Annotated in this window: 17 protein-coding genes; 9 read left to right on the forward strand and 8 right to left on the reverse strand. The window is 69.2% G+C overall.

What is annotated here, in order from left to right; translation table 11 throughout:
- Positions 1–126: 126 nt before the first annotated feature.
- Entirely contained in the window at positions 127–447 is a 321-nt protein-coding gene (locus KRR26_RS01440) for an SWIB/MDM2 domain-containing protein (protein WP_120205125.1), read from the reverse strand.
- Between the two features lie 310 nt (positions 448–757).
- Here KRR26_RS01440 and KRR26_RS01445 point away from each other — a divergent pair, with 310 nt between their 5' ends.
- The 5 genes from KRR26_RS01445 to KRR26_RS01465 all read left to right on the forward strand — a co-directional run bounded on the left by KRR26_RS01445 (position 758) and on the right by KRR26_RS01465 (position 9,564).
- Positions 758–1,735, forward strand: a complete 978-nt coding sequence (locus KRR26_RS01445) for an NAD-dependent epimerase/dehydratase family protein (RefSeq protein WP_217078946.1) — start codon at positions 758–760, stop codon at positions 1,733–1,735.
- 102 nt (positions 1,736–1,837) lie between these two features.
- A complete protein-coding gene (locus KRR26_RS01450; protein WP_120205591.1) occupies positions 1,838–2,503 on the forward strand; it encodes an HAD family hydrolase in 666 nt (221 codons plus the stop codon).
- Between the two features lie 25 nt (positions 2,504–2,528).
- Complete coding sequence (locus tag KRR26_RS01455) at positions 2,529–4,139, forward strand: lactate racemase domain-containing protein (RefSeq protein ID WP_120205122.1); 1,611 nt, start codon at positions 2,529–2,531, stop codon at positions 4,137–4,139.
- A gap of 17 nt (positions 4,140–4,156) precedes the next feature.
- On the forward strand, positions 4,157–8,539 hold the full coding sequence (locus KRR26_RS01460; RefSeq protein WP_217078947.1) for an AMP-binding protein: 4,383 nt from the start codon (positions 4,157–4,159) through the stop codon (positions 8,537–8,539).
- A complete protein-coding gene (locus KRR26_RS01465; protein ID WP_120205119.1) occupies positions 8,536–9,564 on the forward strand; it encodes an NAD-dependent epimerase/dehydratase family protein in 1,029 nt (342 codons plus the stop codon). Before KRR26_RS01460 ends, KRR26_RS01465 begins: the two co-directional genes overlap by 4 nt.
- Before the next feature lie 4 nt (positions 9,565–9,568).
- On the opposite strand, the gene KRR26_RS01470 is transcribed toward KRR26_RS01465, so the two are convergent.
- Entirely contained in the window at positions 9,569–9,730 is a 162-nt protein-coding gene (locus KRR26_RS01470; RefSeq protein WP_199723744.1) for a hypothetical protein, read from the reverse strand.
- A complete protein-coding gene (locus tag KRR26_RS01475; RefSeq protein WP_120205117.1) occupies positions 9,727–10,605 on the reverse strand; it encodes a diguanylate cyclase in 879 nt (292 codons plus the stop codon). The genes KRR26_RS01470 and KRR26_RS01475 overlap by 4 nt, the downstream gene beginning before the upstream one ends.
- A 184-nt stretch (positions 10,606–10,789) precedes the next feature.
- On the opposite strand from KRR26_RS01475, the gene glgC reads away from it, so the two are divergent.
- Both glgC and KRR26_RS01485 read left to right on the forward strand, forming a co-directional pair.
- Positions 10,790–12,019: a glucose-1-phosphate adenylyltransferase gene (glgC, locus tag KRR26_RS01480; RefSeq protein WP_120205115.1), complete on the forward strand. Its 1,230-nt coding sequence runs from the start codon at positions 10,790–10,792 to the stop codon at positions 12,017–12,019.
- A gap of 14 nt (positions 12,020–12,033) precedes the next feature.
- Complete coding sequence (locus KRR26_RS01485) at positions 12,034–12,573, forward strand: GNAT family N-acetyltransferase (RefSeq protein ID WP_120205113.1); 540 nt, start codon at positions 12,034–12,036, stop codon at positions 12,571–12,573.
- Here the strand turns inward: KRR26_RS01485 and KRR26_RS01490 are convergent.
- The 3 genes from KRR26_RS01490 to KRR26_RS01500 all read right to left on the reverse strand — a co-directional run bounded on the left by KRR26_RS01490 (position 12,566) and on the right by KRR26_RS01500 (position 15,572).
- On the reverse strand, positions 12,566–13,024 hold the full coding sequence (locus KRR26_RS01490) for a hypothetical protein (RefSeq protein WP_233576815.1): 459 nt from the start codon (positions 13,022–13,024) through the stop codon (positions 12,566–12,568). The two genes, KRR26_RS01485 and KRR26_RS01490, sit on opposite strands and share 8 nt — an antisense overlap.
- A gap of 116 nt (positions 13,025–13,140) precedes the next feature.
- Positions 13,141–14,565, reverse strand: coding sequence for an RtcB family protein (locus KRR26_RS01495; RefSeq protein ID WP_120205112.1), 1,425 nt, complete (start codon positions 14,563–14,565; stop codon positions 13,141–13,143).
- A 134-nt stretch (positions 14,566–14,699) separates the two neighbouring features.
- Positions 14,700–15,572: an SDR family NAD(P)-dependent oxidoreductase gene (locus tag KRR26_RS01500; protein WP_120205110.1), complete on the reverse strand. Its 873-nt coding sequence runs from the start codon at positions 15,570–15,572 to the stop codon at positions 14,700–14,702.
- A gap of 58 nt (positions 15,573–15,630) precedes the next feature.
- Between KRR26_RS01500 and KRR26_RS01505 the strand changes: the two genes are divergently transcribed.
- The gene (locus KRR26_RS01505) at positions 15,631–16,032 is read left to right on the forward strand and encodes a winged helix-turn-helix transcriptional regulator (protein ID WP_120205108.1); all 402 of its coding nucleotides are present in this window, start codon (positions 15,631–15,633) and stop codon (positions 16,030–16,032) included.
- On the opposite strand, the gene KRR26_RS01510 is transcribed toward KRR26_RS01505, so the two are convergent.
- Together KRR26_RS01510 and add are read right to left on the reverse strand one after the other, a co-directional pair.
- Positions 15,998–16,777 (reverse strand): SDR family oxidoreductase, encoded by a 780-nt coding sequence (locus KRR26_RS01510; RefSeq protein ID WP_120205107.1) that lies wholly within the window; start codon positions 16,775–16,777, stop codon positions 15,998–16,000. The two genes, KRR26_RS01505 and KRR26_RS01510, sit on opposite strands and share 35 nt — an antisense overlap.
- Before the next feature lie 85 nt (positions 16,778–16,862).
- The gene (gene add, locus KRR26_RS01515) at positions 16,863–18,023 is read right to left on the reverse strand and encodes an adenosine deaminase (RefSeq protein ID WP_120205105.1); all 1,161 of its coding nucleotides are present in this window, start codon (positions 18,021–18,023) and stop codon (positions 16,863–16,865) included.
- A gap of 98 nt (positions 18,024–18,121) precedes the next feature.
- Here add and KRR26_RS01520 point away from each other — a divergent pair, with 98 nt between their 5' ends.
- Positions 18,122–19,144: an outer membrane protein assembly factor BamB family protein gene (locus KRR26_RS01520; protein WP_328707039.1), complete on the forward strand. Its 1,023-nt coding sequence runs from the start codon at positions 18,122–18,124 to the stop codon at positions 19,142–19,144.
- Positions 19,145–19,186: the final 42 nt, after the last annotated feature.

Genomic DNA, 19,186 nt, shown 5'->3' on the forward strand with positions numbered 1-19,186 from the left:
TCCGACGTCCAGCCAACGCTCCAGGGGCCCGAGATGACTGCCGACAAGCAGAGGGCCCGCCACGCATTCACGCGGGCGAGCCCTCAAGATACAGAAGCCGAGGCGACCCTCGCGGGTCCGGCTAAATCAGCTGAGCTGCTTGTTCACCAGCGAGGTCATCTCGAACATGGTGACGTTCTTCTTGCCGCCGAAGATGGGCTTGAGCTTGTCGTCGGCGTTGATCTGACGCTTGTTCTTGGCGTCCTGCAGGCTGTTCTTCTTGATGTACGCCCACAGCTTCTTGACGACCTCGGTGCGAGGCAGCGGCTTGCTTCCGACAATCTCCGCCAGCGCGGCCGAAGGAGTCATCTCCTTCATGAACGACGCGTTGGGCTTGCGCGCGGCAGGCTTGGCGGGCTTCTTGGCAGCAGCGGTCGTCTTCTTCGCAGCAGCTTTCTTAGCGGCCATTCGTCTTCAGTCTCCTCCCCTCCGAAGGGGACGTTGCACGGCCTGCTTTCCTCATCAAGCGAGAGCCGATGGCGGCGTAGTAACACGGCCGAGCCCGAAAAACAGCCGTCTTCCGTGCTTTTTCCCTCGGAGAATGCTCGGCGCAACGCATTGCGAGCCGAAAACTCGGCCCGGGAGCGGGTTCTCCGACGGGATTTTGCCGCCTCGACGCGAGCGGGGCCGCCATTCCGGCCCCAGCGGGCGCGCTCCCTCGGGGAAATGCGCCCGCCTCCCAGTGGACGGGATGTGCTTTTTCGGATGAAACAGCGCCATGAACGCCCTCATCACTGGTGCCGGAGGCTTCCTGGGAACCTGGCTGGCGCGAGCGCTCGCCGCGCGCGGCGACACCGTGGCCTGTCTGCTGCGGCGCACCACGGACGCCTCGGGCCTGGAAGGAATCCCCTACGCGCGGGTGGAGGGGGACGTGACGGACCCAGCCTCCCTGGCCCGCGCGGTGGCCGGGCGGGACGTCGTCTTCCACCTGGCTGGCATCCGCCGCGCCGCGACGCGCGATGAGTTCATGCGCGTCAACGCGGACGCCACACGCCTGCTCTGCGACGCCATGGTGGCCACCGGCACGCGCCCCCGGCTGGTGTTCTGCGGCTCCCTCGCCGCGCACGGCCCCTCCACCTCCAGCCGGCCCCACGTGGAGGAGGACCCCTTCCAGCCCTATGAGTGGTACGGCGAGAGCAAGGCCGAGGGCGAGCGCATCGCCTTCTCCTACTCGGACCGCCTGCCCGTGACGGCCACGCGCCCGCCGCGCATCCTGGGCCCCGGTGACAAGGAGAACCTCGCCTTCTTCAAGCTCGTCCAGCGGGGCATCCGGCTGGAGCTGACCGGGGGGCCCCGGCCGCTCACCATGGTGGACGTGGAGGATGTGGTGGACCAGCTGCTGCTCCTGGGCGAGCGGCCCGAGGCGCTGGGCGAGGCCTTCTTCTGCGCGGGCCCCGAGGCCCTGTCCCTGGAGAAGGTGGAGGACCTGGGCGCCCAGGCGCTGGGCGTCACGCCGCGGACGGTGCGGATGAGCCCCGCGGTCCTCAAGGCCCTGGCCGCGGCCGCGGACGGCATCACTCGGGTGACGGGGCGCAAGCTCCCCTTGAACCGCAAGCTGGCGCGCCAGCTCACGGCCCCTGCCTGGACGTGCTCCGGCGCCAAGGCCGAGCGCCTGCTCGGGTTTCGGCCTCGGCGCGATTTGGCGGACTCCATCCGCCGCAGCGCCGAGTGGTACCGCGCGCAGGGATGGCTGTAGTCCGAGTCGCCGTGGGGCACCACGGGGGCCCGTGCCCTGCCGGCGTCGTTGACCTCACCCCCCCGGGGATGGGAGGAAGCCCGACGCCACATGCTCGCCAAAGTGCCCGCCAAAGCAGCTTTCTTCGATGTCGACGGGACGCTCGTCCGGACGAACGTCGTCCATGTCTACGCGTACTACGCGATGAACCGCGGTTCGCTGCGAGGCATCGCGGGCCGCACCCTGTCGACGGCGCTCAGCGCGCCGCTCTTCGGGGTGATGGACATGGTCAACCGAAAGGCGTTCAACGAGTTCTTCTACCGGTACTACGCCGGGTTGAGCGAGGACCGCCTGGTCACCATCGCCGAGGACATGTTCGAGGACGTCCTCAAGCCCGCCCTCTTCGAGCAGTCCCAGGACCTCATCGACGAGGCGCGTCGCAGCGGCTGCAAGGTGGTGCTCGTCACCGGAGCGCTGGACTTCACCATGCGCCCGTTGGCCCGCCACCTGGGCTGCGATGACGTCATCGCCAACAAGATGCAGTACGTGGGCGGCAAGGCCACCGGCAAGGTGATTCCGCCCATCATCGAAGGCGCCAACAAGGCCAACGCCATCCGCGCGTATTGCGAGCGCGAGGGCCTGGCCCTCAACAAGTGCCATGGCTATTCGGACAGCGCCTCCGATTACGCCATGCTCGCGGTGGTGGGTCGCCCCACCGCGGTGAATCCGGACCTGCGGCTGCGCTCGCTCGCGCGCGCCTACAACTGGCCCATCCTGGACCTGAAGTAACACCTCCCCCTTTCCCCCTCTTTTCATGCGCCCGCTCAAGACGCTCCAGAAGCTGTACGACGAGGAAAGCCAGGTGGTCATCACGGAGAAGGGCAGCCCCCCTCGGGCGCTCTTCTACGGCGAAGGCTTCCTCCAGGAGGATTTGCCCGTGGGAACGCGGGTCATCTTCCCGCGCCCGCCCATGGCCGGCGTGCCCAACGTGAAGGCCGCCATCCGCTGGGCCATCAACCACCCCGAGGGCATGGAGCCGCTGCACGCGCTGCTCCGCCCGGGCATGCGCCTGACGTGCGTCATCGACGACATCAGCGTCCCCCTGCCCCCCATGGTCACCCCGGACGTGCGCCAGTCCATCCTCGAGGTGGTGCTGGAGCTGTGCGCGGACAGCGGCGTGGATGACGTGCACCTGGTCATCGCCAACGCGCTCCATCGCCGGATGACCGAGGGCGAGATGAAGCGCATGGTGGGCGAGAAGATCTTCGACGCCTACTACCCGGACCGCTACTACAACCACGACGCCGAGGACCCCGACGGCATCACCGAGCTGGAGCGCACGTCGCACGGCGAGGTGGTGGCGGTGAACCGCCGCGTGGCGGAGAGCGACCTCATCGTCTACGTGAACGTGAACTTCGTGCCCATGAACGGCGGGCACAAGTCCATGGGCACCGGCGTGACGAACTACGCGTCGCTCCGGCACCACCACAACCCGAAGACCATCCGCGACTCCGACAGCTACATGGAGCCGAAGGCCAGCGCGCTGTACACGAAGAACTCGCGCATCGGGACGGTCATCGACCAGACCCTCAAGGTCTTCCACATCGAGACCACGCTGAACAACCGCATGTTCGGCGCGCCCACGGACTTCCTCGCCAAGCGCGAGGAGGACTACACCGAGGCGGACCGGCTGAAGTTCCAGGCCCTGCGCTACACGCTGTCCAAGCTGCCGCGCGCGGCCGCGCGCAAGGTGCTCAACGCCATCCCCGCGCCCTATGACGTCACGGGCGTGTACGCCGGCGCCACCGAGCCCACCCACGCCAAGACGCTGGAGACGAGCTGGAAGCAGTACGTGGTGCCGGTGGAGGGGCAGAGCGACATCGTCATCTTCCCCATCCCGTTCATCAGCCCGTACAGCGTCAACTCGCTGCTCAACCCGCTGCTCGTGCAGGTGATGGGGCTGGGCTACTTCTACAACCTCAACCGCGGCGTGCCCCTCTTGAAGAAGGGCGGCGTGCTCATCCTCCTGCACCCGGCCTACGACGAGTTCGACCCCGTGCAGCACCCCAGCTACATCGAGTTCTTCCACCGGCTGCTGCCGGAGACGCGGGACTCCATGAAGCTGGAGCACAAGTACGAGAAGGAGTTCGCGGAGAACCCCAGCTACGTGCACCTGTACCGCAAGGGCAACGCCTACCACGGCGTGCACCCCTTCTACATGTGGTACTGGGGCGAGAACGGGCGCCAGCAGGCCGGCAAGGTCATCGTCGCGGGCGCGGAGAACAACCACGTCCCTGCCCTCATGGGCATGGACCGCACGGACACCCTCGCCGAGGCCATTGAAGAGGCCCGCGGCTTCATGGGTCGCTCGGCCACCATCAGCCTGCTGCGCATCGCGCCCACGGTGATGGTGGACGTGAAGTGAGGGAGTCGCGCACGGTCATGGGCTCCCCCCTTCCCGAACTCAACGTCACCGAGGCGTTCACCGGCAAGCGGCTGGTGTTCGTGGGCACCACGGGCTTCGTGGGCAAGGTCACCTTGTCCATGTTGCTGTCCCACTACGGCCAGGTGCTCGACAAGGTCTACGTCCTCGTCCGCAAGGGCAGCGCCGCGTCCGCGGAGCGCCGCTTCTTCGACAAGGTGGCTCCCAGCGAGCCCTTCCAGCCGCTGCGCGACGCCCTGGGCGACGCGGGCGCGCTGGAGTTCATCCGCGCCAAGTGCGAGGTCATCGACGGCGACATCACCGACCCCTGGGTCGGCCTCACCGAGACCCAGGTGACGGAGCTGCACGGCAAGGTGCACGCCATCGTCAACTGCGCGGGCCTGGTGTCCTTCAACCCGTCGCTGGAAGTCGGTCTCAACGTCAACACCCACGGCGTGAAGAACGCGGTGGAGCTGGCGCTCAAGTGGGCGGTGCCGCTCATCCACATGTCCACCGCCTTCGTGGCGGGCAACCGCGACGGGCTCGTCTTCGAGGACGAGGAAGTGCGCGGCTACTTCCCCAAGCGGGGCGAGCTGGACGGGCGCGACTTCAGCCTGGAGCAGGAGCTGGCGGACGCGGAGAAGATCGTCGCGCGGCTGCGCGAGCAGGCCGATGACCGCGCCCTCACGTCCACCTTCCGCAAGAAGGCGCTGGACCGGCTGGAGCAGGAAGGCCGCGACGCCACCGACGAGAAGACGCTGCGGCTGGCGGTGGGCCGCGAGCGCAAGCTGTGGCTGACGGGCGAGCTGGTGCGCGCCGGCATGGAGCGCGCGCAGCACTGGGGCTGGCCCAACACGTACACGTACACGAAGTCCCTGGGCGAGCAGGTGATGGCCGGCACTCCGGGCCTGCGCTACGCCATCGTGCGGCCCTCCATCGTGGAGAGCGCGGCGCACTTCCCCTTCCCCGGGTGGAACGAGGGCTTCACCACCTCCGCGCCGCTGGCCTTCGCGGGCATCAAGGGCCAGCGCGGCATCCCCGCCGGCGACCACACCATCCTGGACATCATCCCGGTGGATCAGGTGGCGGGCGCCACGTTGGGCATCACCGCGCACTCGCTCCAGGTTGAGGAGCGGCGCGTGTACCAGCTCGCCTCGGGTGACGTGAACCCGTTCTACGCGAGCCGCTCCGTGGAGCTGGTGGGCCTGTACCGCCGCCGCTTCTACCGGAACAAGGAGACGGGCAACTCGCTGATGAACGCGCTGCGCGCGCGCATCGAGCCGCAGCCCGTGAGCAAGCAGGAGTTCCAGCTGCTCAGCGCGCCCATGCTGGCCAAGGGCGCCCGCTTCCTGAAGAAGTCCATCGATGAGCTGCGCCCGACGTGGGGCGCGCCCACGGTGAACGCGCTCCTGGACAAGGCGAAGGTCGCCCTGGACGACGTGGAGGAGCAAGCCACCAGCCTCACGGGCCTCATCGACCTGTTCCTCCCCTTCCTGTGGGAGAACCGGTACGTCTTCCGCTGCGACAACACGCGCTCCGTCTACGAGAACATGGTCGGCGCGGACCGCGCGCGGATTGGCTGGAGCCCGGACCGCATCGACTGGCGCGAGTACTTCCTGGGCACGCACCTGCCCGGCCTGGAGAAGTGGGTGTTCCCCGGCCTGGAGGACGAGCTGGAGAAGCGCACCGTCATCCACGCCCACCGCGACCTCTTGGAGCTGTTCGAGGCCACGGTGCACGCGTACCGCCACCGCGTGGCGTTCCGCATGGCGGCGAACGAGAAGGAGGAGCGCTTCACCTTCGGCGAGGTGCACCGCTATGCGGCGCGCGTGGGCAGCTACCTGCTGGCCCATGGCGTGAAGCACGGCGACCGCGTGCTCCTGTTGTCCGAGAACCGGCCCGAGTGGGCCATCAGCTACTTCGGCATCCTGCGCGCCGGCGCCACCGTGGTGCCGGTGGATCCGGCCCTCACGGAGGCCGAGGTCGTCAACATCGCGAAGCGCGCGCAGGCGAAGCTGTGCCTCGTGTCCGAGCAGACGGCGGAGGACTTCCCCGGCCTGTTCGCGGCGCTGGGGGATGGCGTCGCGGTGGCGAGCCTCGCGGAGGCCATGACGGGAGATCCGGCGCATCCGGATCGCATCGGGCCGGTGAAGAAGTCCGCGTCCGCGGATGACGTGGCCAGCATCATCTTCACGTCTGGCACCACGGGCACGCCCAAGGGCGTGATGCTCACGCACCGCAACTTCGCCTCGCTGGTGGCGAAGCTCGCGGGCCAGTTCAACGTGGGCGTGGGCGACGGCGTGCTGTCCGTGCTCCCGCTGCACCACACGTTCGAGTTCTCGGCGGGCTTCCTCACGCCGTTCTCGCGCGGCGCCGAAATCACGTACATCGACGAGCTGACGTCGGACCGGCTGGGCGAGGTGTTCGAGACGGGCCGCGTCACCGCGATGATTGGCGTGCCGGCGCTGTGGCAGCTGTTGCACCGGAAGATTACGCAGGAGATGGCCAGCCGCCCGCCCGTGGTGGAGCAGGCGCTCAAGGCGTTGATGGCGGCCAACGGCGAGCTGCGCAACCGCAGCTCGTTGAACCTGGGCAAGCTCTTGTTCTGGCCGGTGCACCGCAAGTTCGGCGGGCGCATGAAGGTGCTGGTGTCGGGCGGCTCGGCGCTGTCGGAGGAAGTGCACAAGGCCTTCCACGAGCTGGGCTTCACGATGCGCGAGGGCTATGGCCTCACCGAGGCCGCGCCGGTGCTGTCCGTCTCCGAGCCCGGCAACAAGCGCACGCCCGGGAGCGTGGGCAAGCCGCTGTCCGGCATCGAGGTGAAGCTGCTCAACCCAGACACCGACGGCATTGGCGAGGTGCTCGCCAAGGGCCCCAACGTGATGGCGGGCTACTTCGGAGACCGCGAGGCCACCGAGGCCGTGGTGAAGGAAGGCTGGCTGCACACCGGTGACCTGGGCCGCCTGGATGACGACGGGCGCCTGTACCTGGTGGGCCGCGCCAAGGACGTCATCGTCGACGCCAACGGCAAGAACGTCTACCCGGACGAGTTGGAGGACCTGTACCAGGAGCACGCGCACATCAAGGAGCTGTCCATCGTGGGCCTGCCCGACGAGGCCGGCGGCGAGAAGGTGGCGTGCCTGTGCGTGCCGGACTACGGCGAGCGTCCGCGCGAGGAGGTGCGGCGCGAGCTGGACGAGCACTTCCGCAAGGTGAGCGGCGGCATGCCGTTCCACCGCCGCGTGAAGGTGCTGCGCTTCTGGGATGGCGAGCTGCCTCGCACCTCCACGCGCAAGGTGAAGCGCAAGCTGGTGGTGGAGGAGTTGCAGCGGCTGGACCGCATGGCGGCCAGCGCGGGCAAGGCGCGCGAGAAGGCGCAGGCGGCGACGGGCGGCGTGGCGGACTGGCTGTTCCCGCTCATCGCCGAGGTCTGCCACAAGCCGGTGGGCGACGTGCGCCCGGACGCGCAGCTCATGGGCGACCTGGGCTTCGACTCGCTCATGCTCACGGAGCTGTCCGTGGCGCTCGAGGGCGCGGGCGTGCCGCTGCCCGCGGTGGAGGACCTCACCCAGGTGCAGACGGTGGAGGACCTGCGCAAGCTCGTCGTCAGCTCCGGCCGGCGCCCGGCCAAGGAAGTGCGCGCCAAGGACATCCGCCAGGAGAACGAGCGCGCGGAGGACGTGGAGATTCCTGTCCCCGAGGCCGTGGCCACGGTGGGCCGGCAGCTGCTCTCCTTCGGGCAGAAGGTGCTCTACGGCGGCGTGTTCGACGTGAAGGTGACGGGCAAGCCCTTCATCCCGCAGAACCGCAACTTCCTCGTCATCGCCAACCACGCCAGCCACCTGGACGCGGGGCTCGTGCGCGTGGTGCTCGGCGAGCAGGGCGAGCGCGTGGTGTCGCTCGCCGCGCGCGACTACTTCTTCGACACGCCCCTCAAGCGCGCGTGGTTCGAGAACTTCACCAACCTCATCCCCATGGACCGGCAGGGCTCGCTGCGCGAGTCGCTGCGCGTGGCGGGCGAGGCGCTGCGCCAGGGCTACAACGTCCTCATCTTCCCGGAGGGCACGCGCTCGCCCACCGGTGAGCTGCTCGAGTTCAAGCCCACCCTGGGCTACCTGGCGCTGACGTACGGCGTGGACGTGCTGCCGCTCTACATCAAGGGCTCGTATGAGGCCCTGCCCAAGGGCTCCATGTTCCCCAAGGCCAAGGAGCTGGAGGTGCACGTGGGGCCGGCGTTGGATCACGCGGGCCTGAAGGCGCGCACGGTGGGCATGGCGCGCTCGGAGGGCTACCGGTACGTGACGCGCATCGCGGAGGAGGCGGTGCGGTCGCTGCGGGATGGCCGCGTGCTGAACCTGGAGCGCGTGGACTCGCGCTCGATGACGGAGGGACAGGACTCGTGAAGCTGCTGGTAACGGGAGGCACGGGGTTCCTGGGCGTTCACCTGGTGCCCAGGCTGGTGGCCGCGGGGCATCAGGTGCGGCTCATCGGGCGCACGCGGCCCACGGGCCCGGCGTTCGCGGGCACGGAGTTCGTGCCGGGTGACTTGAAGGACCGCGACGCCGTGCGCCGCGCGCTGGCCGGCGTGGAGGGCGTCTATCACCTGGCGGGGCTCGTCTCGTTCCAGGCCAAGGACGCGCGCAAGATGTTCGAGCTGCACGTGGACTGCACGCGCGAGCTGTTGCGCGACGTGCGCGAGGCGGGCATCCAGCGCGTCATCCTCGGCTCCACCTCCGGCACCATCGCGGTGTCCGAGGACGAGTGCGTGCGCAACGAGGAGGACGACTACCCCATCACCGTGGTGGCGCGGTGGCCGTACTACCTCTCCAAAATCTACGAGGAGAAGCTGGCGCTGGAGTACTGCCGCAAGCACGCCATCCCCTTGGTGGTGCTCAACCCGAGCCTGCTGATGGGGCCGGGAGATGACCGGCTGTCCTCCACGTGGACGGTGGTGAAGTTCCTCAACCGCGAGATTCCGGCCATGCCGGGCGGCGGCATCTCCTTCGTGGATGCGCGCGACGCGGCCGAGGGCTTCGTCGCCGCGCTCACCCAGGGCGAGGTGTACGGCCGCCACCTGATGGGCGTGAACATGACGATGACGGACTTCTTCCACCGGCTGGAGCGCCTCACGGGCGTGGCCGCGCCTCGGCTGAAGCTGCCCTCACGCGTCAACGTGCTGGGCGGGCAGCTCCTGGAGCAGTGGGCGAAGCTGCGCGGCGCGAAGCCCACGTTGGATCCGCAGGAGATCGAGATCGGCGAGCACTGGTTCTACCTGGACGCCGCCAAGGCCGAGCGCGAGCTGGGCTTCCGCGCGCGCGACACGCACGAGACGCTGCTCGACACCGTCCAGTACATCTACGGGAAGATGCCGCCGCAGAGCCTGCCGGGCACCAAGGGCCGGCTGGGCGACCTGCGCGACGGCACCTGAGGCGCTACGGCGACCAGCGGCGGGCCGCTTCCACCAGACGGCCCGCCGTGGGGTTGTGCTCGCGCTGGCTCCAGGCCCACGCGGCGCCCAGGAACACCACGCCCAACACGACGAGCAGGAGCCGCGCCATCACCGAGGGGCCTGCATCCGACGCGGCCACGCTCACCCCACCACCCGATTGCGGCCCGACTTCTTGGCCTTGTACAGGTTGGTGTCCGCCACCTTGATGAACGGCGTGGGCTCGTTCATGTCACCGGACATCTCCGCGATGCCGATGGAGATGGTGACGGGGATCTCCTTGTCCTCGAAGATGAAGACCTTCTCTTCCACGAGGCGGCGGATCTTCTCCGCGAACAGGCGCGCCTTGTCCGGCCCGTCCTCGGGCATCACCACCGCGAACTCCTCGCCGCCGTAGCGCGCGAAGCACTGCTCGCGACGCACCAGTCGCTTGATGGACTGGGCCATCTCGCGCAGCACGTAGTCCCCGGCCAGGTGCCCGTGGACGTCGTTGATGCGCTTGAAGTGGTCGATGTCGAACATCATCAACGACAGCGTGCGCTGGTACCGGTGCGAGCGGCCCATCTCCCGCTCCAGGTACTCCAGGAAGTAGCGCTTGTTGTTGATGCCCGTGAGGCCATCCGCGATGGTCAGCGTGTAGATGGTCTCGTGGTACTGGGTCTCGATGTTGTCACCATCGAGGAACTTGAAGATGGAGCCCCCCACCTTGATGAGGTCGCCACTGCGCAACGGGTGGGCTTGCAACACCTCCTGGTCATTCAGGTAGGTGCCGTTGGTGGAGCCCAGGTCCTCCACGAACATCCGCCCCCCGCGGCCCAGGATGCGGGCGTGGCGGCGGGACACGTTGTCCAGCTCCACCACGATGTTGTTCTGTTGGTCTCGGCCAATCGTGAACTCGGCGTCCTCCAGGACGTACTTCTTCCCGAGCTCCGGTCCGTGGATCTGCACGAGGCAGCTGTCGGTGCGCTCACTGGGAACACCGAGGCTGCTGATCTTGGTGACTCGCGTTTGGTCGCCAGACATCGGCCGGCACGCTACCACGGGTGTGTCCAGGGAAGCCATGCAAGCCCGGCGCGCCTCCCATGCCTTCCTCCTCCCACATGGGTAGGGCCCACGCAGGGTCGCGGTTGGACACTCAACGAAGGTTTCCAAGGAAGCGGGCGTGCCTGTTGTCGCCCGAAAGCGCGCGGCTAACGTGCCCGCCCCTATGTCCAAGCAGCTGGCCATGATTCTGGCGGGGGGCGCGGGCACGCGCCTGGAGCCGCTCACCCGCGAGCGCGCGAAGCCGGCCGTCCCGTTCGGAGGGCGCTACCGCATCATCGACTTCGTCCTCTCCAACTTCGCCAACTCCGGCGTGTACCGGATGAAGGTGTTGACGCAGTACAAGAGCGACTCGCTCAACAACCACCTGTCACGCGCGTGGCGGATGACGGCCTTCCTCGGGCACTACGTGGAGGCGGTGCCGGCGCAGATGCGGACGGGGCTGGATTGGTACAAGGGCAGCGCCGACGCCATCTATCAGAATCTCAACATCATCACGGACGAGGAACCGGACGTCATCTTCGTCTTCGGCGCGGACCATGTGTACCGCATGGACATGCGCCAGATGCTCGACTTCCACCTGGCCAAGAAGGCCGCGTGCACGGTGGCCGCCATTCCCGTGCCCATCGAGCAGGGCAGCGAGTTCGGCATCATCGACGTGGGCCCCGACGGCCGCATGCGCCAGTTCCTGGAGAAGCCGCGCACGCCGCCGCCCATGCCGGGCAACCCGAAGATGTGCCTGGCCTCCATGGGCAACTACCTCTTCACCACCGAGGTGCTGGTGCAGGAGGTGGTGCGCGACGCCGCGGACGAGACGAGCGCGCACGACTTCGGCAAGTCCATCATCAGCGAGCTGTACAAGCGCGCGCCCGTCTACGTGTACGACTTCGCGCAGAACGAGGTGCGGGGCCAGGAGGCCAAGGAGCGCGGCTACTGGCGCGACGTGGGGAACATCGACGTCTACTTCCAGTCCAACATGGACCTGGTGGAGGTGGACCCCATCTTCAACCTCTACAACGACCGCTGGCCCATCCACACGCAGTCCCACAACTATCCGCCCGCGAAGTTCGTGTTCGCGGACCGCGCCAACAAGCGCGTGGGCCACGCGATGGACTCGCTGGTGGCGGAGGGCTGCATCATCTCGGGCGGCGAGGTGAACCGCTCGGTGCTGTCCCCCAAGGTGCGCGTCAACTCCTACTCGGAGGTGGAGGACAGCATCCTCTTCGAGAACGTCACCATCGGGCGGCGCTGCCGCATCCGCCGCGCCATCATCGACAAGAACGTGGAGATTCCGCCCGGGATGACCATTGGCTACGACCTGGCGGAGGACAAGCGGCGCTTCCACGTCACACCGGGCGGCGTGGTCGTCATCCCCAAGGGCATGAAGGTGGCCTGAGGCGCGCCGTGGGCATGTCGAGGATCCACCTGAGGCTGGCGCGCGAGGAGGACCGGCGCGCGCTGTGGCGCATCCACACCCGAGCCGTGGTGCTGCGATGCTGCGATGCCTACTCCCCACGGGAAGTGAGCACGTGGGTGGGGCAGCTCAAGCCCGAGGGCTACCTGCTCCCCGAGGGCCACCGCACGGTGCTGGTGGCGGAGCGAGGCGAACAGCCCGTGGGCTTCGGTCAGCTCGACGTCGTGTCCGGCGAGTTGGAGGCGCTGTACGTCACCCCGGAGGAATCCGGGCGCGGCGTGGGCACCCTGCTCCTGGGCTCGCTCGAGCGAACCGCGTGGCTCGCGGGCGTGGCCGAGCTGCGGTTGGACGCGAGCCTCAACGCGGAAGGTTTCTACCAGCACCGCGGCTACACGCCGCTGTGCGCGGCGCGGCGGATCCTCACGGCCGAGGTGCGGCTGGCGTGCGTGCGCATGCACAAGCCTCGGCCGCGTGCCGCGCTCCCACAGGAGACGCGCGCGATGACGCCGCGCGCCCCCGAGACGAGCCTCAGCTGAAACAGGCCTTCACTTCATTCTTGTTGAGCACGACGAGGGCCCAGATGCCCGGGATGAGGCCCAGACAGCCGCAGGGCCCGCAGCACGGGACACACGCGAGGATGGCGGACGTCATCGCGAGCCCGTAGCTCTGGAGGTTCTTCATCTTCAGGGCCCCGAAGAAGACGAGCCCGTTGAGTCCCGCCCAGAACGCCACCGAGAGCAGCTGGAGCCCTTTTCCCAGCATGGCGCGAAGCACACGCTCGCCCTCCGGCGTCATGTTGGGCGCGTTCCGGAGGATGTCATCCACCTGTGCGGGGTTCGTGGGGTGCAGCAGCGTCGTCAGTGACCAGAGGATGGTGAGGCCCGAGAGCACCATGAGCAGGATGGCGGGGATGGATACCGCGTTGCTCGCATCCAGGCGCGACGGCCCCATCTCAGGCTCCACGGGCGCCCCGAAGTTGTCCGTCATGCGTCCTCCGCTGCATCCAGTGCAGGCGCGCGTCGGACAGGAAGGGTCCGAGCGGCGCACCATTCAAGACCGCGAAGGTGGGGACGCGCCAAGCAAATAGACGCGTCCCCGATGACTCAGGCCTTGAATGTCAGCAGCGGCCGCAGTCGAGCCACCTCTCCCACGATGTCCGCCTCGACCTGCGAGGCGACCACCGGACCAATGGGCTTGTACGCAGCGGGGGCCTCCTCCACGCGGCGCTCGGCGCGCAGCGAGATGCAGTCCACGCCCGTGAGGCCCAGCGCCGACTCGCTGTGGTCCGCGCCCCCCCGCGCCATCTCGAAGCGCGAGCGCGCCCGGCCCGCGCCATGCGACGCGGACTCCAGCGCCGGGGCATTGCCCCGCCCCACCATGAGGTAGGACGTCGCGCCCATGGAGCCCGGGATGATGACCGGCTGCTCCAGCCCGGCAGGACACGCGCCCTTGCGCGCCAGCCAGCCGCCCTCGTGCGGCAACGTGAGGTTGTGCGGCACGTCATAGACGAGCGGCGCCTCCACCTCACCGAACAGCTCGCGCAGCGTCTGGCGCAGCAGCTCGGCCAGGAGCAGGCGGTTGAGGAACGCGTAGTTGGCGGCGGTGGCCTCGGCCGTCAGGTACGCGGCCACCTGCGCCTCGTCCGCGAGCGGGAGGATGCCGCTGTCCGGCAAGGGCACTCCCGTGGGCCACGCGCGGCGCGCCCGCTCCTGCCACGCGATGCCCACGTGGCGGCCCACGTCCCGGCTGCCCGAGTGGATCATGAACGCGAGCTGTCCCTCGCGCACACCCCACCGCCACGCGCGCGCTCGGTCCTCCACGGCCTCCACCCGCTGGACCTCCACGAAGTGATTGCCCCCACCCACGGTGGCGAGGCCCGCGTCGCGGACGATGCCCTCACGGGTGAGCGCATCCGGCGCCCATGCGGGGTCTCCGCGCAGGGCACCGCCCAGGTGGACGCGCGCCAGCTCCTGGTCGAGCTGCGAGAGGTCCGCGCGGCCCGCGCACCCCAGCGGCGCGTCCAGCGTCTCCACGAGCCAGCCCGGGAGCCCCTCGCGCAGGAGCGCCTCGGAGGCACGCGAGGACATGGCCACGTCCCGCGTCCCGAAGAAGTAGTGCCCCTTCATGCGCTCCACGAACGCGTCGCGCTCCGCGAGGAAGTCCTCCACGGAGACGTCCGCGACGTGCAGCCGCATGCCGCAGTTGATGTCGGTACCCACCGCGCCCGGCACCACCAGGCCGCGCGTGTGCAGGACGGAGCCAATGGCCACGCCCGAGTCACCGGGATGGAAGTCCGGCGTGGCGCGCACGCGCAGCACTTCGCCGCCGCCGGGATGCTTCAGGGCGGCGAGCTGCGCGAGCTGTTTGAAGGCCTTGCCCTCGACGGGCAGGTCCGGAGGAAGAAGGACCTCGGCGGGAGGCGCGTGCGCGTCGCCGAGAAGACGGACGGAATAGAGGTGGCCGTCATAGGTCACCTCGAGCCCCTCGCGGGCGAGTGCCCGGAGAAGCCGACGGAGATTCGGCTGCATGACCCTGCTCAGGTTTGACCCCGGCGCCCGCGGACGGGCTTCGGGGGGACGTGGCGAATGAGAAGGAGGACCTCGGGTCAGCAGCCGCGGTCGCCGGACGGCACGGGGCCGTCGTCGGCGCGCAGGGACGCAGCTCAGTCCGGAGTCTGACGCGAAGGCTTCGTCCACGGCGCGCCGAGCAACTCCCGGTAGGACGGTGGCTGCCCACCCTGGACGTCGGACACGCCATAGCGTCGCCCCAGCTCGGCGCCGATGAGCGTCTGGCCCGAGAGGGTCATCCGAGCCGGGTCGCGGAACAGCGCGTGGACGACGCGGCCCGTGTACTCAGGCGACTCGGGGCGGAGCTCCGGCGGGAACGCGTGAGGGTTGTCCTCCACGAGCCGCGTGTAGCGCTCCGTCGCGACGAGCCCCGGCCACAGCGACACGGCCACCACGTCATGCGGGCGCAGCTCGACGGCCATGTCCGCCGCCATCTTGTCCAGCCCGGCCTTGCCCGCGCCGTAGGCCGGCCCGTACAGATAATTCACCGAGCCATACGCGGACACATTCACGATGAGCCCGCCGCGTTGGCGAACCATGAAGGGCGCGGCCAGCGCACTGGCCACATAGTGAGAGCGCAGCCCCACATCGAGCACCGCCAGGACATCCAGTGGCTTCTGCCAGAAGGGCTCGGGCGAGAAGAGCGACTCGGGCAGGGCCGTGGCGTTGTTCACCAGGATGTCGAGCCGACCCGACTCCTCCCCCACCCGCGAGAACAGCGCGAGAACCTGGGCGTCGTCGGAATGATCACACCCCACGGCGATGCCACGCCCACCCGCGGCGGTCACCGCCTCGGCCGTCTCCTGAAGCGCGCCGGGCGGCGCGGCGCCTCCTGCTTCGCGCGGGCGACCGGTGACGTAGACCGTGGCGCCCACGGCTCCGAGCGCGAGGGCCACGCCCTTCCCGATTCCGCGACTGGCTCCGGTGACGACCGCGACGAGGGCTTCCGATGTTGCGTGTGCGTTCATCTCCCGGGTGTCGCGCACGCGCGCGGTGCCGGGGAAGCAGGCACGTTAAAGTAACGGCATGCCCGCGGTGTTCAAGAACCTCGCGCCGCCCGAGCAGGCGTGCCCGGTCAACCTGCTGATGTCGATGCTGGGTGGCCCCTGGACCATGTACATCCTATGGACGCTGCTCGACGAAGGCCCGCAGCGCTTCGGCGCGCTGAGGCGCCGCGTCTCGGGCATCTCCGCGCGCGTACTGACCGAGCGGCTGCGCATGCTGGAATCCGAAGGCTTCGTGCATCGCCTCGTGGAGGACGTGGTTCCCCCCGAGGTGACGTACGCCCCCACCGAGCGACTGCACCGACTGCGCGACGCCATCGCCCGCCTGCGCGAGGTCGCCACCGAGTGGCACGCGGACTCGGGCCGACCGCGCCGCCGCCCGCCCCGAGTCACACCACCGGAGACAGCCCCCCGTCCACGTTGAGGGCCACGCCGCTGATGTAACTGGCTCGCGCGGACAACAGGAACGCGACCACGTCCGCGAACTCCTCCGAGCGCCCGAGTCGTCCCAGCGGCACGCCCGCCTCGCGCGCCTTCTCCGCTCCGAACACCGCCAGGGGCTGACCCGCCTTCTGCGCGCGTCGCTCCCACTGAGCGCTGGCGATCATCCCCACCAGCACCGCGTTCACGCGAACGCCCTGCGCGCCCAGCTCCTTGGACAATACCTTGGTCAACGACATGCCCGCCGCGCGCGTGACGGACGACGGCGCGCTGTGCTGGCCGGGCGCCTTCGCCTTGATGGACAGCACGTTGACGATGGCCCCACCTCCCGCAGCCTGCAGGTGAGGCAGCACCGCGCGCGCGGCGCGGCTCGCCCCGAACAACTTGAGCTGGAGATCCGCCTCCCACTCGGCGTCGCTGACCGCCACGAAGGGCTTCGCCTCCGCCGTGCCCGCGTTGTTCACCAGCCCATCCACGCGGCCCCAGCGCGCGTGCGCGGCGTCCACGAAGCGCGCGATGTCCTCGGCGCGCGCCACGTCCGCGGGGACCGCCAGCACCTCTCCGCCCTGGGCTCGCAGCGCGGCGGCCGTGGCCTCCAGCCGCTCGACCCCTCGGGCACAGAGCGCCACCTTCGCGCCCTCTTGAACGAGCCGGTGGGCCGTCGCCGCGCCCAGCCCATCCGAGCCTCCCGTCACCAACACGACTCGACCGCTCAGCTCCAGGTCCATCTCGTGTCCCTCCCCATCGGGGCCGGGGTGCGCGCTCCGGAATGAAGCGCCCCACCCGGCCCGCCTGGACGGACACGCTAGGTCATCACGCCGGCTGCTTCACGGACTTCGGGCGCTTCTCGAAGGCGGCCAACGTCGCGGCAATCTCCTGGTTCACCATGCGGAGCATGTCCTGCTTCTCTCGGAACGGGAGGAACGCGCTCTTGAAGCCGGAGACGATGATGGTGGCCAGGTCCTCCAGCGACAGGCCCAGCGACTTGTGCGCGACCCACAGCTCCTTCGTCACGGTGGTGTCGGTGATGAGGCGGTTGTCCGTGTTGATGGTCACCCGCAGGCCGTAGTCGAAATAGAACTTCAGCGGGTGCGCATCCAGGCTCGGCACGGTGCCGGTCTGCACGTTGGAGGTGGGGCACACCTCCATGGGGATGCGGTGGTCGTTCACATAGTTGAGCAGGTCCCCGTCCTCACGCAGCCGCGTACCGTGGCCAATGCGGTGCGCGCCCAGCGAGTGGATGGCCTGGGAGATGGACTCGGGCCCGTAGGCCTCGCCCGCGTGCGCCGTGCAGTTGACGTTGTTCTTGAGGATGAGGCGGAAGGCGTCCAGGTGGTCCTTCGCGGGGAAGCTCGCCTCGGCGCCCGCGAGGTCGAAGCCGATGACGCCCCGGTTCTTGTACGCCACCGCCAGCTCCGCCAGCCGCATGGACGTCTGCGGATTGATGTGGCGAATGCCGCAGACGATGACGCCGCACTTGATGCCGGTCTCCTTCTTCGCCTGGCGCAGCCCCTCCAGCACGGAGTCGATGACGGTGGTCATCTTCAGGCCCTTCTGCAGGTGCAGCGCGGGCGAGTAGCGGACCTCCAACCAGCGGACGTTCTCCGCCGCCGCGTCCACCGCCAGCTCATAGGCCGCGCGGTAGAGCGCATCGGCCGTCTGGAGCACCGACAGCGTCACGTCGAACGCGACCAGGTACTCCTCCAGGCTCTTGCAGACCTGGCCCATGTGGATGGCGCGCGCGAGGCTGTCCTCGGTGTCCGCGGGCAGCCGGACCTTCTGCTGCTCGGCCAGCTCCAGGATGGTCTTCAGGCGCATGGACCCATCGAGGTGGCAGTGCAGGTCCGTCTTGGGCAGCGCGTGCAGCAGCTCCTCGGTCACCGCCAGCGTGGGGGGCGGGGTGATGTCGGTCCGCCGGGCGGAGGAGGGGATTCCGGTGGCGTTGGGGATGTCGTCGTCGCGAATGGTGGGCATGGTCGAAGTTCCTTCCTTGCGCCATCCTCCAAACCATGTCGCCCCGCGTCTGTCCATGCACACCCCGGCACTTCGCGCTGGCCCTGACGCTGGCCGTCATGGCCTGCCAGCAGCCCGCGGAGCCGGTCTTTCGGGCCTCCACCGATGCCTCCTCCCGCGCGGGGCTCCTCCCCGTGGAGGACGGCGTCATCGCCGCCAACGAGGCCGGCGCCGTGGTCCGCCTGGACCGAGCCGGGGCCGTGCGATGGCGGGTGGCCCTGGGTCGGGAGGTGGCAACCCGTCCGGTGCTCGCGCAAGACAGTGTCATCGTGGGAACGGTGAGCGGGGACGTGGTGCGGCTGGCCCTCGCGGATGGCGCGGAGCGCTGGCGCCTCACGGGGGAGCCCCCCGTCCTCACCGCCCCGGCAACGGACGAGGCAGGTAGCACCGTGTATCTCGTCGCCCCGGACGGCGCCGTGCGGGCCTTGGCCGTGGAGACGGGCCAGCTGCGGTGGCGAATCCCCGCGCCCAAGGCCGAAGAGGCCAGACTGGACCCCACGCGTGGACTTCCCGCCCCAGTGATGGCCGAGGGACGGCTCCTCCTCGCGCTCGGCGATGCGGGCCTCGTGGCCCTGTCCGCCCAGGATGGCGCGGTCCGCTGGAAGCAACCGCTCACTGGTGTCCTGGGGCTGGAGGTGGAGCCCGGCGGGCTCTACGTGAGCACCCGCGCCGGACAGGTGGTGGCGCTGTCGCTTCGGGACGGAAGCACGCGCTGGACTCGGCAGGTGGCGGAGTCGCTCACCGGCCCACCCACGCGGCTCTTGAGCACGGTCTGGGTGGGCGCGGGCCCGGCGCAGCTCGTAGGCATGGCGCCCTCGGACGGGCACGAGGTGGCGCGGGTGGCGCTGCCCGCTCCGCTCGTCACGCAGGTGGGAACTGCGTTCGGGACGCTGCTGCTGGTGCCCACGAACGACCGGGAGGGCCGGCTCGTCGTGCTCAAGGCGCCCGCGTGGGACGTGGCGCTCAGCCTCCGCACGGACACGGCGCTGCGCACGCGCCCCGTGGTGCAGGGCGCGCAAGTGTTCCAACTCGGACAGGACGGGCGCGTGCTGTCCTGGAAGCTGCGCGTACCCGAGCCGTGACCGCGCCTCACCCGTGGGATGGTGCCGGGCACACGCACAAGG

It is taken from the genome of Citreicoccus inhibens (genome assembly GCF_019039035.1).
Taxonomy (GTDB): Bacteria; Myxococcota; Myxococcia; order Myxococcales; family Myxococcaceae; genus Citreicoccus; species Citreicoccus inhibens.

Bases quoted from the DNA above. Each gene is read 5' to 3' on its own strand.
- KRR26_RS01440 (WP_120205125.1), bottom strand. From the start codon at position 447: ATGGCCGCTAAGAAAGCTGCTGCGAAGAAGACGACCGCTGCTGCCAAG.
- KRR26_RS01445 (WP_217078946.1), top strand. From the start codon at position 758: ATGAACGCCCTCATCACTGGTGCCGGAGGCTTCCTGGGAACCTGGCTG.
- KRR26_RS01455 (WP_120205122.1), top strand. From the start codon at position 2,529: ATGCGCCCGCTCAAGACGCTCCAGAAGCTGTACGACGAGGAAAGCCAG.
- KRR26_RS01460 (WP_217078947.1), top strand. From the start codon at position 4,157: ATGGGCTCCCCCCTTCCCGAACTCAACGTCACCGAGGCGTTCACCGGC.
- KRR26_RS01475 (WP_120205117.1), bottom strand. From the start codon at position 10,605: ATGTCTGGCGACCAAACGCGAGTCACCAAGATCAGCAGCCTCGGTGTT.
- glgC (WP_120205115.1), top strand. From the start codon at position 10,790: ATGTCCAAGCAGCTGGCCATGATTCTGGCGGGGGGCGCGGGCACGCGC.
- KRR26_RS01485 (WP_120205113.1), top strand. From the start codon at position 12,034: ATGTCGAGGATCCACCTGAGGCTGGCGCGCGAGGAGGACCGGCGCGCG.
- KRR26_RS01490 (WP_233576815.1), bottom strand. From the start codon at position 13,024: ATGACGGACAACTTCGGGGCGCCCGTGGAGCCTGAGATGGGGCCGTCG.
- KRR26_RS01495 (WP_120205112.1), bottom strand. From the start codon at position 14,565: ATGCAGCCGAATCTCCGTCGGCTTCTCCGGGCACTCGCCCGCGAGGGG.
- KRR26_RS01500 (WP_120205110.1), bottom strand. From the start codon at position 15,572: ATGAACGCACACGCAACATCGGAAGCCCTCGTCGCGGTCGTCACCGGA.
- KRR26_RS01505 (WP_120205108.1), top strand. From the start codon at position 15,631: ATGCCCGCGGTGTTCAAGAACCTCGCGCCGCCCGAGCAGGCGTGCCCG.
- KRR26_RS01510 (WP_120205107.1), bottom strand. From the start codon at position 16,777: ATGGACCTGGAGCTGAGCGGTCGAGTCGTGTTGGTGACGGGAGGCTCG.
- add (WP_120205105.1), bottom strand. From the start codon at position 18,023: ATGCCCACCATTCGCGACGACGACATCCCCAACGCCACCGGAATCCCC.
- KRR26_RS01520 (WP_328707039.1), top strand. From the start codon at position 18,122: ATGGCCTGCCAGCAGCCCGCGGAGCCGGTCTTTCGGGCCTCCACCGAT.